The organism is Algibacter sp. R77976 (assembly GCF_044594645.1).
Classification (GTDB): domain Bacteria; phylum Bacteroidota; class Bacteroidia; order Flavobacteriales; family Flavobacteriaceae; genus Algibacter_B.
On the sequence record NZ_CP138989.1, the window covers coordinates 1,906,589 to 1,922,580 of the forward strand.

At 32.5% G+C, this 15,992-nt stretch carries 16 protein-coding genes; 6 read left to right on the forward strand and 10 right to left on the reverse strand.

All coding sequences use genetic code 11. From position 1 onward, the window contains the following. Positions 1-8: 8 nt before the first annotated feature. The 3 genes from SJY43_RS08415 to SJY43_RS08425 are packed head-to-tail and all read left to right on the forward strand — an operon-like array spanning position 9 to position 1,575. Positions 9-626, forward strand: coding sequence for a serine hydrolase domain-containing protein (locus SJY43_RS08415; protein ID WP_396600298.1), 618 nt, complete (start codon positions 9-11; stop codon positions 624-626). 18 nt (positions 627-644) lie between these two features. After that, a complete protein-coding gene (locus SJY43_RS08420; RefSeq protein ID WP_396600299.1) occupies positions 645-797 on the forward strand; it encodes a hypothetical protein in 153 nt (50 codons plus the stop codon). After that, positions 790-1,575, forward strand: coding sequence for a DUF3471 domain-containing protein (locus SJY43_RS08425; protein WP_396600300.1), 786 nt, complete (start codon positions 790-792; stop codon positions 1,573-1,575). Before SJY43_RS08420 ends, SJY43_RS08425 begins: the two co-directional genes overlap by 8 nt. Positions 1,576-1,588: 13 nt before the next feature. Here SJY43_RS08425 and SJY43_RS08430 read toward each other — a convergent pair whose 3' ends face one another. Both SJY43_RS08430 and SJY43_RS08435 read right to left on the reverse strand, forming a co-directional pair. Further along, a complete protein-coding gene (locus SJY43_RS08430) occupies positions 1,589-2,035 on the reverse strand; it encodes a KTSC domain-containing protein (protein ID WP_396600301.1) in 447 nt (148 codons plus the stop codon). A 302-nt stretch (positions 2,036-2,337) separates the two neighbouring features. Continuing rightward, a complete protein-coding gene (locus SJY43_RS08435) occupies positions 2,338-3,015 on the reverse strand; it encodes an SIR2 family NAD-dependent protein deacylase (protein WP_396600302.1) in 678 nt (225 codons plus the stop codon). 101 nt (positions 3,016-3,116) lie between these two features. On the opposite strand from SJY43_RS08435, the gene SJY43_RS08440 reads away from it, so the two are divergent. Continuing rightward, positions 3,117-3,773, forward strand: a complete 657-nt coding sequence (locus tag SJY43_RS08440) for a TrmH family RNA methyltransferase (RefSeq protein ID WP_396600303.1) — start codon at positions 3,117-3,119, stop codon at positions 3,771-3,773. Positions 3,774-3,890: 117 nt separating this feature from the next. On the opposite strand, the gene SJY43_RS08445 is transcribed toward SJY43_RS08440, so the two are convergent. The 6 genes from SJY43_RS08445 to SJY43_RS08470 form a co-directional block, all read right to left on the reverse strand. Next, positions 3,891-4,667 (reverse strand): carboxypeptidase-like regulatory domain-containing protein, encoded by a 777-nt coding sequence (locus SJY43_RS08445; RefSeq protein WP_396600304.1) that lies wholly within the window; start codon positions 4,665-4,667, stop codon positions 3,891-3,893. 158 nt (positions 4,668-4,825) lie between these two features. Next, positions 4,826-6,664 carry a DEAD/DEAH box helicase gene (locus SJY43_RS08450; RefSeq protein ID WP_396600305.1) on the reverse strand — a complete coding sequence of 613 codons (1,839 nt, stop codon included), beginning with the start codon at positions 6,662-6,664 and terminating at the stop codon, positions 4,826-4,828. Between the two features lie 446 nt (positions 6,665-7,110). Beyond that, entirely contained in the window at positions 7,111-7,599 is a 489-nt protein-coding gene (locus SJY43_RS08455; RefSeq protein ID WP_396600306.1) for a hypothetical protein, read from the reverse strand. A gap of 219 nt (positions 7,600-7,818) precedes the next feature. Further along, positions 7,819-9,051 (reverse strand): M48 family metallopeptidase, encoded by a 1,233-nt coding sequence (locus SJY43_RS08460; protein WP_396600307.1) that lies wholly within the window; start codon positions 9,049-9,051, stop codon positions 7,819-7,821. 29 nt (positions 9,052-9,080) lie between these two features. Beyond that, entirely contained in the window at positions 9,081-9,866 is a 786-nt protein-coding gene (locus tag SJY43_RS08465; RefSeq protein ID WP_396600308.1) for a T9SS type A sorting domain-containing protein, read from the reverse strand. A gap of 36 nt (positions 9,867-9,902) precedes the next feature. Further along, a complete protein-coding gene (locus tag SJY43_RS08470) occupies positions 9,903-10,703 on the reverse strand; it encodes a TrmH family RNA methyltransferase (RefSeq protein WP_396600309.1) in 801 nt (266 codons plus the stop codon). 38 nt (positions 10,704-10,741) lie between these two features. Between SJY43_RS08470 and SJY43_RS08475 the strand changes: the two genes are divergently transcribed. Continuing rightward, on the forward strand, positions 10,742-13,348 hold the full coding sequence (locus tag SJY43_RS08475) for a T9SS type A sorting domain-containing protein (protein ID WP_396600310.1): 2,607 nt from the start codon (positions 10,742-10,744) through the stop codon (positions 13,346-13,348). Between the two features lie 105 nt (positions 13,349-13,453). Beyond that, complete coding sequence (locus SJY43_RS08480) at positions 13,454-14,251, forward strand: DUF6503 family protein (protein WP_396600311.1); 798 nt, start codon at positions 13,454-13,456, stop codon at positions 14,249-14,251. Positions 14,252-14,292: 41 nt separating this feature from the next. Here the strand turns inward: SJY43_RS08480 and SJY43_RS08485 are convergent, their stop codons facing one another. Both SJY43_RS08485 and SJY43_RS08490 read right to left on the reverse strand, forming a co-directional pair. Further along, the gene (locus SJY43_RS08485; protein WP_396600312.1) at positions 14,293-14,646 is read right to left on the reverse strand and encodes a hypothetical protein; all 354 of its coding nucleotides are present in this window, start codon (positions 14,644-14,646) and stop codon (positions 14,293-14,295) included. Positions 14,647-14,760: 114 nt separating this feature from the next. Beyond that, on the reverse strand, positions 14,761-15,825 hold the full coding sequence (locus SJY43_RS08490; protein WP_396600313.1) for a DUF3810 domain-containing protein: 1,065 nt from the start codon (positions 15,823-15,825) through the stop codon (positions 14,761-14,763). Positions 15,826-15,992 lie beyond the last annotated feature (167 nt).

A 15,992-nucleotide genomic window follows, 5' to 3' on the forward strand; every position in this document is an offset into this window, starting at 1 on the left:
TATTTCATATGAAATCTTTAAAATTTTATACAGTAAGTATATTAGTTGTCTTGTTGTTAAGTTATAGTAGTATACATGCGCAAGTAACTTCACAGCAAATCGATTCTATAGTTAATTACGCTATGACAAAATTTAATGTTGCTGGAACTGCTGTTGCTGTAGTTAAGGATGGCAAAATTATTCATAGTAAAGGTTATGGTGTGAAATCTATTGAAACGAATGAACCTGTTAATAAGCACACACAATTCGCAATTGCATCAAATAGTAAAGCATTTGTTACTGCCGGATTAGCCATTTTAGTTGAAGAAGGTAAAATTGATTGGTTAGATAAAGTTAAAGACCATATCCCAGAATTTACAATGTACAATGAGTATGTTGAAGATAATTTTAACATACTGGATTTAGTTACACATCGTAGTGGGTTACCTTTAGGTATGGGAGATTTAATGGTTTTTCCTGATGGAACTGATTTTACAATTAATGACTTGCTTTCAAGCTTTCAACATTTCAAATCATCTTCTGCTTTTCGAACAAAATGGGATTACGATAATCTATTGTACATTGTTGCAGGTGAATTAATTGCTAGAAAAAGCGGCATGACTTGGGAAGCATTTACTAAAACATGAATTCTTAAACCTTTAGGAATGGACAATACATTTTCTTCTCTAGATGATATAAAAGATACTTCAAATTTATCTGCTTCGCATAAGAATGAAGCTGGTAAAATACAGGTAATCCCTACTTTTAAAGAGATGATGAATGGTGCTGCTGGAGGCATTTTTTTCAAATGTGGATGATTTATGTCAATGGATGTTGTTACACTTAAATGCAGGAAAGTATGGTTTGGATAAGGAAAAAGAATTGTTTACCGCTGCAAATCACAATGAAATGTGGAAAATCCATACCGTCATGGGAGTAGATAAGAATCCACGATATAACTCCCATTTTTCTGGTTATGGTTTAGGTTGGTTTTTATCTGATGTTAAGGGTAGTATGAAGGTTGAACATACTGGTGGTTTACCTGGTATGCTGTCACAAACTATTTTAATACCAGATATGGATTTAGGCATGGTCATCCTAACCAATACTAGTGACGATGGTGGTGGTTTGTTTTCTTCTGTTTCTCAAACTATTTTGGATATGTATTTTGAAATGGATGATTTCAAGTGGATTGATAAATATTCAGATTATCTAAAGAAAAGAGGAAGTCGAGGTGATGTTATAACTGATAAAGTGTGGAAAAGAGTTGATAGTTTAAAAGCGAAACCTATCGATACTAAGAAGTATGTTGGTTTATATAAAGATAGTTGGTTTGGAACTGGCGAAGTATTTATGAACGGGGACCAGTTGTGGCTTAAGTTTCATCGCTCACCTAAATTAAATGGTCCTTTAAAACGTTATGAAGATGAAACCTTTGCTGTTAAATGGGAGTATCAAGATATGAATGCAGATGCTTTTGTTACTTTTTCTCTAGATGAATTTGGCAATGCAGAACGTATTAAAATAAAAGGGATTTCACCTAATATAGATTTTAGTTTCGATTTCCATGATTTAGATTTAAAACGCGTTGATTAAAACGGGCGTTAAATTAAGCTTGAACCTCCTTTTTCTTAATTTTTCGAGATGTATAGGTGTTGAAGATATTTCGTTTACCAAAACGATTTTGTTTATCCGATTGAGAAAACTTAATATATAGCGCTTTGTTTACTCCAAAAAACTCGTAAGTATCTCCATTTAAAAAAGTAACTTCTAAAACTAAGCCTTTGTGTTGCCAGTCCATTATAGTTGTTGAAATGGTTTGGTTGAACTCTTCAAGATTCGCATCTTTAGTTTCTGGAGCGATACTCACTAAAAAGTGATATCCATCAATAATTTGTCGGCTTTTTAATTCTGCTTCAACAGCTTTATCATCGCCAGCTTGAAATTTGTCTGGGTGCCATTCCTTTACCAAGTTTCTGTATTTCTTTTTAAGAAATTTCAAACTCATGTCTTGGTCTACTTCAAACAATTTCTTGTACTCATTAATGCGCTTCATCTTTTTGTATTTTTTAAGAGTGCGCGAAGATAGGCTTTATAAGCATATAGAAATGCAAATATATTTTTATTAATTACGTATTAATAAAGCTATAATATTTGAGGTAAATTTATGAAGATGAATTTGTTGTGCATTTTGAGTTATGATATAAAATTGAATGTCAGTTCGAGTGATTTTTGATAGAAAATCTTATCAAGAACAGATTTAAAACCCTAAAATTTGATTCTCGATACAAATTTGACTCATAAAAATGAGTAAAATTCACTCGAATTGACAAATTTCAGTTAAAAATACGCCAGAAGCTAGTTATTTAATAACGCTATCATTTTTTTAACGCCAATAGTTGCTGTATCTGCAATAACCGTTAAATTAATCTTACTAGCTATACTCGGTTTTGGGTCAATAAAATAAGTTGGAGTGTGTTCTGGCACATAATGTATTAAGCTAGCAGCAGGATATACCTGCATAGAAGTTCCAATGATAACTAAAATATCTGCCGTTTCGCAAACACCTACTGCTTTTTCAATCATAGGCACATCTTCTCCAAACCAAACAATATGCGGGCGCAGCTGGTGACCGTTTTGGCAAACATCACCTAACACTAAATCTGTTTTCCAAGTTTGTATGTCGTTATCATTATTGGTACTTCTTACTTTTAGTAATTCGCCATGTAAATGCATTACGTTTTTGCTTCCTGCACGTTCGTGTAAGTCGTCTACATTTTGGGTTACTATGGTAACTTTGTAATCGGTTTCTAAGTTGGCCAAATCAAAATGTGCTTGATTTGGTTCAACTTCAAACAATTGCCTTCTACGTTGATTATAAAAATCTAAAACCAATTCTGGATTTGCAGCAAAACCTTGCGGAGTAGCAACTTCCATAACATCGTGTCCTTCCCATAAACCATCTGCATCTCTAAAGGTTTTAATGCCGCTTTCGGCACTCATGCCGGCGCCAGTTAGTACAACTATGTGTTTCATTATTTTTGATTTTTATTCTCGTTATTGTGTGAATCTATTCAAAGATACTAAGTATTCATTATTTCTCTAAGTGATAAAAAACTTTCTTAATTTTGAAGCATATGATTGATTTAAAACTCCTAGAGCATTTAGAAACGTATTTAACAGAACACAGACTAGAACGTTTTGGAAACGTATTATCACAACGTACCAAACATTTTACAGTAGCTACAGAAGATGTATATCAACTACATAACACTAGTGCGGTAATGCGCAGTTGCGATGTATTTGGTATACAAGAGCTAAATATTATTGAAGAGCAAAACTCGAAAAGTATTGACGGAGAAATTGCTATGGGTGCTCAAAAATGGGTGGATTTAAATCGCTACCATTCGGTTAAGGATTGTATTAAAGATTTAAAACATAAAGGTTATCAAATTGTAGCTACTACACCTCATACAAATGATTGCGAACTACATGATTTTGATGTTACTAAAAAGTCTTGTTTTTTCTTTGGACGAGAAACCGAAGGCCTATCTAAAGAAGTTTTAGATGAAGCGGATAGCTTTTTAAAAATACCAATGGTTGGTTTTACCGAAAGTTTAAACATATCGGTTTCGGCGGCAATTATTTTACAGCATGTAACTACAAAACTAAAACAGTCTGATATTAATTGGCAATTAAGCGAAGAGGAAATGGCTAAGAAGCGTTTAGATTGGTGTAAAAAGACTATTAAAAGTTATGATGAGATTATTGAACGCTTTTATGAAAGTAACTAGCTAATTGCGTTAGGCCTGCCTGCCGGTAGGCAGGGATTGAAATGGATAGCCCGACCGCCTGTCCTGAGCGCAGACGAAGGGTTTGGTAACGCCTAAATAACTATATCAATTCTACTTTTAAATTTTTCTACTTCTACCGTGGCTAAGCACTTTATACTCTTCGTAGCATTCGCTAATGGCATCGAGTATTTGAAGATCGTTTGCGGTTTGAATAAAACCTTTTGAGTAGTTACATTGGCTCACAATTTCGTCTAAATCTACACGCTCTACTTGTAATAAAACAATGAGCATTTCACGATCGAAACGCGAGGCTAATAGGTTTCTAATTTCATCGTCTTGCTTCATTTTTTTAAGCTTACGAAGCTCGTTTGGCTTTTTACCAAACATACGATGCAGGAAATCTGCTGGGTTAAATATAGAACCAATAACCTTGGTTAGTCCAGATTTTTTACTGGCTTCGTAACCAGAGCCTTGCAGGCCAGAAATGCTATAACGGTAATTGGTGTTAATGTCTGGTACTTGCTTAATATCTACTTCTAAATAGCCCGTAAGGTTTAGTTGGTTTACAACCACTTCTTCTAGTGCTAGGGCCAATTCGGTAAGGGCGATTTTAGAGCTTCCAAATTTTAGCCAGTCATTAGTAACGCGAACTTTAATAGATTTAAATCCTAGATACGAAATATGAATGGTATCGTTTGCTTTAGCAACAATTTCAAACTCGCCTTGCTTGTTTGTTGTGGTACCCTTAACTTGATTAAGGTTAACAATGTTTACACTTTCTAGAGGAGAATCGTCGGCCGAATTAATTATAACACCTAAAACCTTTTCTGCATCTTGTGCTATACCAATAGCAGAAGTTAGTAGAAAGGTAAAAAGTAAAATATAATTTTTCATAGGCTTAAAATCCTTACCAAAAGTAATAAACAAAACGGCAATTACTGCCGTAATGTTATATTTTGACTTAAAATTAACAAAAAAGTTTAATTCCCATTTTCATGGGAATAACAATTTTTATAGGTATTCTTGATACAAAATATCAAGGTTTTTTAAAACTATCTCCTAGAACGTCTTGGTCTTGAACTCCCAAAATCGCTAGAATCTGAGCGTCTTGATTTAGAACCTCCGTCGTTTCTGTCGCTTCTACGTCTATCACTTCTGTTTCCAGAAGATGCGCCTCTTCTATCATCATCACGTTTACCGCCACGTCTGTCGTCACGTCTTTTTCCGCCGTCGCGTCTACCGCCACCACGTCTATCGTTACGTCTTCCTCCGCCACGGTTTTCAGATACTTCAACATTTACAAAACGACCTTCGTGTTTAAAGTCGGTAAAATGCGCTAATACTTTCTCTTTTAATTCGTTTTCTGTATTAAAGAAAGAGAAACTTTCTTTGGTTTCCACCTTAAATACATCGTCTCTACCAAGACCTAATTGCTCTTTTAAGAAGTCTTTTAAAGACATCCAGTCAAAACCATCTTTACCACCAACGTTAATAAAGTAACGTGTAGAATCGTTTTTGCCGCCTCTAAAATCGCGTCCGCCTTCACGACCACTATCATAAGAGCCTTCGGCTATATTTAAGTTTTTAGATTTTTGGTAATAATTGTAGAAACGCGTAAACTCAACCGAGAAGAATTTTTTAATCAATTCATCTTTATTCGTATCGGCAAATAACGCGTTAATGTTATCTAAGTGTTTATCAATTTCGTGGTTAATTTCTGTGTTGTGTATTTTATTTGCAAGCGACATAAGTTGTACTTCGCAAATATCGGCTCCATCAGGAATTTCCTTTTTATCAAATTGGCGCTTTATAATACGCTCAATGCTTTTTATTTTACGAACCTCACTTTTAGAAACAATCACCATCGAAACACCTGTTTTACCAGCACGACCAGTTCTACCAGAACGGTGTGTGTAGGTTTCAATTTCGTCTGGCAATTGGTAGTTTATTACGTGTGTAATATCATCAACATCAATACCACGTGCAGCAACATCGGTCGCAACAAGCATTTGTATTTGTTTGTTTCTAAACGATTTCATTACAATATCACGTTGATTTTGACTTAAATCGCCGTGTAAAGCACCAGCGCTATAACCATCTTCAATTAATTTTTCAGCTACTTTTTGAGTATCACGTTTTGTTCTACAAAATATAACCGAAAATATATCTGGATTGGCATCACTTAAACGCTTTAATGCTTGGTAACGATCTCTTGCATTAACTAAATAGTATTCGTGAGATACGTTACTTGTACTTTCATTTTTATTACCAACAGTAATTTCCTGTGGGTTTTCCATAAAGTTTTTAGCAATTCTAGAAACTTCTCTTGGCATAGTTGCAGAAAACAACCATGTGTTTTTATCATCTGGTGTGTGCGAAAGAATACCTGTAATATCTTCTTTAAACCCCATGTTTAACATCTCATCGGCCTCATCTAAAACCGAATATTGGATTTTAGAAATATCAACCAGTCTGCGGTTAATCATATCTTTCATTCGTCCTGGAGTCGCCACAATAATTTGTGCGCCACGTTTAATATCTCTGGCTTGGTCTGTAATACTAGAACCACCGTAAACGGCTACTACATTAAGGCCTTTACAATATTTACCATACAATTTCATCTCGTTGGTAATTTGTAAACAAAGCTCTCTAGTAGGCGATAAAATTAAACCTTGTGTAGTTCTGCTAGCAACATCAATTTTTTCTAACATAGGGAAACCAAAGGCCGCCGTTTTACCTGTTCCGGTTTGGGCTAATGCCACTAAATCGGTTTCAGATTCTAATAAAATTGGGATTGCTTTTTCTTGAACCTCACTAGGCTTTTCGAATCCTAAATCTGTAATTGCTTGCAATAGGTCGTCATTCAGACCTAAATCTTGGAATGTGCTCATTCTTGTTTTTATGTATGCGATTTAATTATGTAGTGTTACATAAAGAAGCGAATCGACATACTAACCTAAACCTCCAGTAACACATCCTCACTCTGAGGAATTTAAACTCTTCTTGAGTTTCAAGGCGCAAAGATACACTATTATTTGGATTTTTTTTATTTTTAGCGCCTGCCTGCCGGGAGGCAGGTTTTAACACGTTTTTACTACTCAATCTTTTTGCCGAAAAAGCAAAAAGGATTTCAAACATGCCGTTCAATCGTTAACGCGGTTTCTGCTAACTAATAAGTTTAATTTGTTTTTTTGGGAAGTTCGTTTAACGTTTATGTATAAGGAAAGTTGCGTGTTTGTGTGCGAGGATTTTCCGAAGGAAAATCAGATGCTAGCAAACAAAGCAACGACCAAACGGATAAACTAAAAAAAGCAATGTTTTTTACACGGTGTTGTGCTTAGTTTTTTATTTGCTCTAAACTCTTTAGTTTTCTAAAAAAAATTACGAATAATAATATTATCGTTATAAATTTCGAGATTATAAGACTTAAATTCCTCCAAGGACATGTTTCATAATAAACTTTTATTTCATAATCTTTATCAATCAAATAAGGCCAACAGATATCAGTCCCAAATTTCATAATCCAGGTTGAAATTATAGCAATCAATAGTAATATTATAAATTTATTTTTTGGAAATCTGGTCAAATATATTCCTTGAGATATTGAATTGTATTTTAATTTTTTTAATAAAAATATTGAAGTTCCTATGTACAAAAAAAATGAAATTATAGGAGTGAAAATATTAATAAATAATGGTTTAAATCCAAAATGAACTTGAAAAATATGAATTAAAATAATTATTAAATTTAATATTGAGTCAACAGCTTGGATAAAAGTAAATCCAAAAATTATCCATAATACTAAAAGCAAATTTTCCTTTTTCATAATGGTTTTTTCGTCTAAAAATACATCTTGCTAAATTAAGCACAATGTTCCGCGGATATAAAATGTTTTATATCCAACGTTAAACGAATGTAGTTGAAAATTTTTACAAAGTCAAGTATCAATTAAGAACTAATTATGTTTTTGCTTAAAAGTTTTCTGTGTTTTTGAGATAAAATTATGCGATTTCTCATAACGTCGAAATGACAAAGAAACTCTGGCTTACTTCCTCAAATTCCCAATGCGTTCCAAAAGTGTAGGATGAGAATAATGCATAAAAACATAAGCGGGATGTGGTGTTAAGTTGCTCAAACTATTTTTAGAGAGTTTTTTAAGAGAGGTAATCAAAGGTTCACCTTTGTATGTGTTTTTAGCATAATCATCGGCTTGGTATTCAAACTTTCTAGAAAACAGATTCATGATTAAACCTGTAATTTCAGAAATAGGTGAGTAGAGTAACCCAAAAGCAATTAATCCGATATGAAAACTAGGCGTTTCAACTCCTAAAGCTTGCGATAATAACGGATTCGAAATAAACAACGATAAAATAAAAAGGGTTAGCCCTGTTAGTAGAATAGAAGCAAACAAATTAAAAATAATGTGTTTCTTTTTGTAATGGCCAACTTCGTGGGCAAGAACTGCTACAATTTCTTCATCATCTAAATCGTTAATCAACGTATCATAGAGTGTTACCCGTTTTTCGCTTCCAAAACCAGAAAAATAGGCGTTTGCTTTGGTGCTTCGTTTGGAGCCATCTATCACAAAAATCTTATCCAGTTTAAAACCAACAGTTTTTGCATATGCTGAAATTTTATCGCGTAAAGTACCTTCTTCTAAAGGCGTTTGTTTATTAAAAAGTGGTACAATGAGTTTAGAATAAAACATATTCATAAACAAAGTGAAAACGGCAACTAATGCCCAAGCATACAACCAAAAATGTTTTCCTGTTGCTTGGAAAAACCAAATGATTAATGCTAAAATGCCACCACCAACAATAGCCATCATGAGCCAACCTTTAATTTTATCTAGAAAAAATGTTTTTACGGTTGTTTTATTAAACCCAAATTTTTCTTCAATTACAAAAGTGCTGTAATAAGAAAAAGGTGTGGTTAAAATATCGCTACCAATCATGATTATTCCAAAGAAAATCAATGCGATTAGTATCGGGTTTTGGCTATAGCCTCTGGCTATATTATCGATAAACTCAAAACCATCAAACCATAAAAAGCCTAAGGTTAACAGCACTGAAAACGTTGAGGTTAATAACCCAAATTTATATCTAGTTGCTTTGTAATTTTGCGACTTCTTATATTCGGCATCATCATAAACATCTTGTAAGTCCTCAGGAAGCACATCATTATAGTGTTTTGCGTTTAAGGCATCGAGGACTTTATCGATAATAAAACTTAGAATAATAATTATTAAAATGATGTGAAAAAGACTTTTTGCATCCATAAGTATTATTCTAAGTTTTTAAATTTCAATTATTTAAGAAGCACCCTTTTTGTTAAGCCACCTTTATTTGTTACTATTTTTAAAATATATACTCCAGAAGAATAGCTGCTTAAATTAAAAGCTGTTAGGTCTTGTGTGTTAGCTGTTAATTTTTGTTTCTGGCCTAAAATAGAGTAGGCAGCAACATCTAATATTTCTATATCAGCAAATGTGTCAATTTTAAGTTGTTTGTATGGCGAAGTATAGATGCTGATATTATCTTCTAAATTAAAAGATATGGTCGATAATGGTGCAGCTTCAAAAACCTGTACATCATCAATAAGTACTTTGTAATTAAAATCAGGACCAGATTCGGCTGGAGTTACTCTAATGGTGGCTTCAAAATCAGATTTTGTTTCTGTTGGTATAAATTGAGTTGTAACGGTATTCCAGTTATTATCTTGAACATTAGTGCCATGAAGAAATGGTGCTGTAGCTGAATAAAAGCTAAATTCTATATTGTCGTTAGAATCAAAATTATTTCCCAAATATTTGTAGCTATACATGATGGTGTAAGTTTTTCCAGCTTCAAGAGGGATGTCTACTGTTGTAAACATCATTAAATCACTAAATTCTGCTGTAAACTCAACACTACTTGCACCTTCAGTAAAGTCTGTAGTGTTTTGATTAAAATCGCCAAAATCACTAGATGAAGACCATCCTGTAGGCGTGCTTGTAGGAGAACTGAAAACCTCCATGTTTCCATTGGAAACTAAATTTTGTGTGTTCCCTAAATAATTGATTAGTAAAAAAGCTAAAAGTAAAGTTCTTTTCATGTGTGTTTTTTAAGTTAGAATATTTTTTAAGCAAAATTAATTAAAATCGCGTTGTCTTTTAGCTTCAAAAATTAAAATTCCAGCAGCAACCGATACATTCATAGAATCAATTTCACCTTGCATGGGTATAATAATGTTTTTTGTAGCATTTTTGCGCCATTCTTGGCTTAAACCTGTAGCTTCTGTGCCAACAACAATGGCCGTTGGTTTTGTGAAATCTTGTGTGTGATAATCAACAGATTCCTGCAAAATAGCAGCGTATATATTAATGCTTTTTGTTTTTAAAAACTCAATAATTTCAGAGGTGCTTCCTGTGGCTATTTGGTTTGTAAAAACGCAGCCTACGCTAGAGCGAATTATATTTGGGTTGTATAAATCGGTTTTTGGATTAGCTATAATAACAGCATCTACATTGGCAGCATCGGCAGTTCTTAATATCGCACCAATATTACCTGGTTTTTCTGGAGCTTCGGCGACTAAAACTAATGGATTGTCATTTTTGAAACTTAAATCAGATAAATGATTGTCTTTTGACTTAGCAACAGCCAACAACCCTTCAGTAGTCGACCTGTATGCTAATTTTTCATAAACCTCTTTTGAAACTTCAATTGCGTTTGCAGTTTCAGAAACCAAATCATTAAGTTTTTCAGCAGGAAACAATTCAGGATAAAATAAAATGGTTTCAACCTGATAATTACCTTTCAAAGCTAAAGATACCTCACGAACACCTTCAATTAAAAACGTTCCTGTTTTTTTACGCTCGCGCGACTTGTCTTTTAATTGAACAAGTTGTCGAATAAATTGGTTTTGCGAACTGGAAATTATTTTTGTAGTCAATTATTTACTAGGTTTGTTATTGCAAATTTACCATAATTATGAAACAAAAATTACTCTTAGTTGCATTCATTTTAATATCTCTTTTTTCATTTGCTCAGGTACAAGGGCCGCCACCGCCTTGCGGGTATTTTGTAGAATATGCATGTGACAATGATGGAGATGGTTTTGGAATAATAGACTTAACAGAGGCTTTTCCATTCATTAGTTTTTGTAGAGATGATAAAGGAAACCCAGAAGACTACTATCCAATAACATATTATGAAACTGAAACAGATATGTATAATGAAACGAACCCAATTTCTAATCCAACTGCATATCCAAATATAGAAAACCCTCAAACTATTTATTATAGAGCAAATAAAATTGTTCCTGATACTATTGTTTTTCTAGTAGCAGAAAATATTATTGAGACTAAAAGATTATCAACTTCAATACCATCACTAGTGGTTTGTGATGATAATCAAGATGTTTATGCAGCATTCGATTTAACATCTGTAAATGTCTTTTGTGGTATGCCTCCAAGTAATTACTCAATTGAGTATTATGAAACTTTTAATGATGCCAATGCACAAATCAATCAAATTGCTAATGCTTCAAGTTATATTTCCGATAGCAAAACAATATATTTTAGTGTAGAAGATTTAGATACTAACTATATTGAAGTAAATTCATTTTACCTGTATGTATCTTCAATCTCAATAAATAATTCAATAAATTTAATTACCTGTGATGATAGTTCAAATGATGGTGTCGCTGAGTTTGATTTAACTAATATTGATGCTCAAATTTTAAATGGACAAACTGGTTTAACAATTTCTTATCATTCATCAATTACTGATGCTGATGCTAGTATTAATAATTTACCTATGTTATATACTAATGTAGCTAATCCGCAAACAATCTATTTTAGAGCAGAAAATACATTGGGATGTTATAATGTAGGATCGATTGGTATCAATATCCTACCAGCTCCAGAAATTACTCAACCTTCGCCTTTAGAAGTTTGTGATGATGCTCTTGGAGATGGAATAGAGACTTTTGATTTAAGTGCTAACGACATGCAGATTCTTGATAGAATTACAAGTAATATTTCAGTTACATATCATCAAACTGAAAATGATGCTTTGATTAATATTAATTCTTTACCAATTAATTATACTAATTCTATAAATCCAGAAGTTGTATACATTAGAGCTGAAAATAGTATTACAGGATGCGCTGTATTAACTACTTTAGATTTAGTAGTTAAAGACTGTACAAATTCAGGAGTTATTGAAGTAAACGCATTTCACGATGCGGATACAAACGGCACTTTTGAAACCAATGAAAACCTATTTACAAATGGCGTTTTTACTTATGAAGCAAATAATGATGGGATTCAACATCAAGTTAGTGCTTCAACAGGTAGTTTTACTATAATAAGTGACGATGATACAAATACTTATGATATTAGCTATAGTTTGTTAGAAGATTATGCAGATTGTTATGAAGTTACAACCACTAGTTTTGAAGATGTAAGTGCTGCCAATGGCGATAAAGTTATTTATAATTTCCCGATAACCTCAGAAAATACGTGTAATGACATTGCTGTTTATTTAGTGGCTTATGAGTCACCAAGACCTGGTTTTGATTATTTACATAGGTTAGTAATCCAAAATAAAGGCATTACACCAGTTGCTTCAGGTTCGGTTCAATTTACTTTTGATGATTTAGTGTTTTTTAATTATGTTTCTGGTGTTGATGGCGGAAATACATTAACCTATACGGCAACAGGTTTCGTGTTAGATTTTGTTGATTTACAACCAAACCAAAGTGAATCGGTTTCAATAAGTATGACTGTGCCTATTTCAACATCTTTAGGCACATTATTAACCAATACAGCTACCTATTCAGTAAACGATTTAAACGTTGAAAACAACGCATCAACACTTTCTGAAATCGTTATCGGTTCTTATGACCCTAACGATATTGCTGAATCTCACGGACCAGAAATCCTTCATGAGAATTTTAATTCTGAAGACTATTTATATTACACCGTTAGATTTCAAAATGTTGGTACTGCTGATGCAATAAATGTATCTATTGATAATACTTTAGATTCTCGATTAGATAAATCAACCATTCAAATGCTAAGTTCTAGTCATAATAATGTGTTTACAAGAACAGATAATCAATTAAACTGGCAGTTTGATGATATTCATTTACCAAGTGAAGATATGGACGAGCCTGCAAGTCATGGCTATGTGTATTATAAAATAAAACCAATGACTGGTTATTCTGTTGGAGATATTATACCAAATACTGCCGAAATTTATTTCGATTTTAACCCAGCAGTAATTACTAATACTTTTGAAACAGAGTTTACGGAAGCATCAACATTATCAAATACTTATGTTGCTAATACCATGTTTTCAATATTTCCCAATCCAACAAGTCATTTTATTTCATTGAATTTCAATATAAACAGTAATAGCTCATTAAAAATTAATATTTATGATATTCAAGGAAAACCTGTTTACGCAAAAACTAAAACGGTTACTGATGCCTCAGTAAAATTAGATGTTTCTAAACTATCAAAAGGCTTGTATTTTATTAAAGTTAATGATGGTGATTCAGAGACCACACAAAAGCTTGTTGTAAAATAAAGCGTTATTAAAATAAAATTAAAAGCTTCAGATGTTTTCTGAAGCTTTTTTGTGTAATTATATTCCACTAACTTCGTCAAAGACTAAAATCTTATAAAATTACTTATGAAAAAAATCATTCTATTAGTTTTAGCGATTTCAATGTTTTCTTGTAAAAACAAAACAACACTAACAGTAGATTATTCTGAAGAAAACCTAGATATAACAACAAGCATTTATCCAGAAAACATTACAAAAGTATTTGATGCTCACGGTGGTTTAGATAATTGGAACACTATGCGATTTTTAGAATTCACAATGCCTAAAAAAGGTGGTAACGAAGTAACTACAACAGATCTAAGAAATAGAAAATCACTTATTGAAATGCCAAAACACACGATTGGTTTTGATGGTGAAAATGTTTGGTTAAAAAACAAAGGTGAAGAGGCTTATAAAAAATATGGAGGTAATCCACGATTTTACTACAACCTGATGTTTTATTTTTATGCAATGCCATTTATTTTAGCTGATGACGGTATTATTTACAAAAATGCAGAACCATTAGTTTTTGAAGGTGTAACATATCCTGGAATTAATATTTCTTATGAAAACGGTATAGGAGAATCATCAGAAGATGAGTATGTTTTGTATTATAATCCAGAAACGTATAAGATGGAATGGTTGGGCTATACGGTAACATTCTTCTCTAAAGAAAAAGGAAAAGAATTGCATTTTAGACGTTATAACAATTGGCAAGAAGTAAACGGATTATTATTGCCAGAAACGATAGTGAGTTATAATTATGAAAATAATAAACCTACAACTGCAAAAGGAGAAACTCAATTCATTAATATTAAGGTCTCAAAAGAAAAGCCAAAATCAGAATTTTTTGAAGCACCAGCAGGAGCATCTATTGTAGATTAATACTAATTGTTATTTATGGGTTATTTAAAATGATAATTGGTTTAAGGCACCAATAAACCTTTTGCATCAATAACTAAGTTACTGCCATCACCAGGATATCTATGTGTAATTTTTAGCAATTCTTTGCTAAGAATTATTTTTTCTGAGGTCGCAAATGCAAAATTCCTATTTATATGTCGCCCATTTTCTTTAGTGAAATTTGTGCTTAGCGAACTGTTTGTATCAAGAAATAAAAAAGAGTCATTATTCAAACTATTTTTTTTGATTAAGGCTTCTTTAATATTAGGATATTTCAATGTAATTAATGCAGGAAGCTCAGTATCTTCATTATTAATTTGTTGTGAAAATGATTGATTACACAAAAAAAGAGCAAGAATTATTAATACTGGTTTCATAACGTCAATCCGTTTAAGTGATCTAAAATACAAATTTTTAAAACATTACAGAAAGAATGGGAAATGTTTAACAATTAACAAAGGCTTAATATTACGAGCCTTAATTATAAAGCGTTAAAGGGTGTTTTCATAGTAATTAACAACTAGCGCCACCACATAATTGTAACTCTGCATACCTTTACTTTGTTTATTGGCTTTTAAAAAATTACCATAAAATATTTTAAAAAAAGGTTCAACAGGGTTTTCATGAGCCTCCCAAAAATCTCGAACCTCTTTATAGTTTTTTAAAATCCCAGTATTAACGGTCTCAATTATGTTTTCATAAAGAGCCTCATCTCGCCTATAAATTTCATTCAAGCAAAAGCGTAAAGCAAAGGTATAGCCTGTGTATTTAAAATAAATATTATCGTTACTTGTTGTTGCCATAAAACCAATAAAATTAGCCTCGTTTTCGGCAGCATAGCCTAATTGGTGAGCAATTTCATGTGCCGATGTTGTAGTGTATTTAAAAGTAGGAATTAAACCATCAACCTGCGCTTCATTAGTCAACGGATTTAAATAACCGCTAAAACCCATATAGGTTAGCGGGTAACTGTATAGCGATTTTTTTAAACTTACTGGGTGGTATTTAAAATGCGGAAAACGATCCATTAAATTATCATATCCCGAATGTGTCATTTTAAAAATTTCAGATTTACTAAACGGTATATCAACTTTTATTGTGTCATTAATAGAAAGTTCGGCATGCAAATTATTCGATTTCTCTATCAATGCTTTAGTTGTATTTACTAACTGTTCCGTAGTATAATCACGCTCTAAATTCAAACTTTTATGTAACGGCAAACGGTGGTAATTTAAACCCCAAAATAAATGAAACGCACCATAAATTATTGCAACTGCGGCAAAAATATCTATCAGCCAATGTTTAGTGTCTTTTCGTAAACGTTTTCTGTTTTTGTAAAACCATCTTATTATATAAATTCCAGCAAAAGTATACACTAAATCTCCAAACGAAAACGGCAACCAACCCAATGTAAACCTTAAAATTTTAGAAATTATAGGGTATAAGCCATTACTGTAGTATTGCTCAACAAACTCAGGGTAATTAGCAAGTAATTTTATTAATAAAAATTGCGGAATTAGTGATAACGCAATAATCGTTTTTTTCTTTTTCAGCATATATCAAAAGTAATAAAAATTTGTACCCTATGGTAGTTGTAAATCTATTAAGGTTTCTTCCTGCTTTCCACTATATCTTTTTTTTTCGTGCCTCAAAAAAAGGATGCCGTTTCAATCAGGAGTAACTGCCAAATTCTGTCTATTTTTGCTACCTTTGAAACAACAAT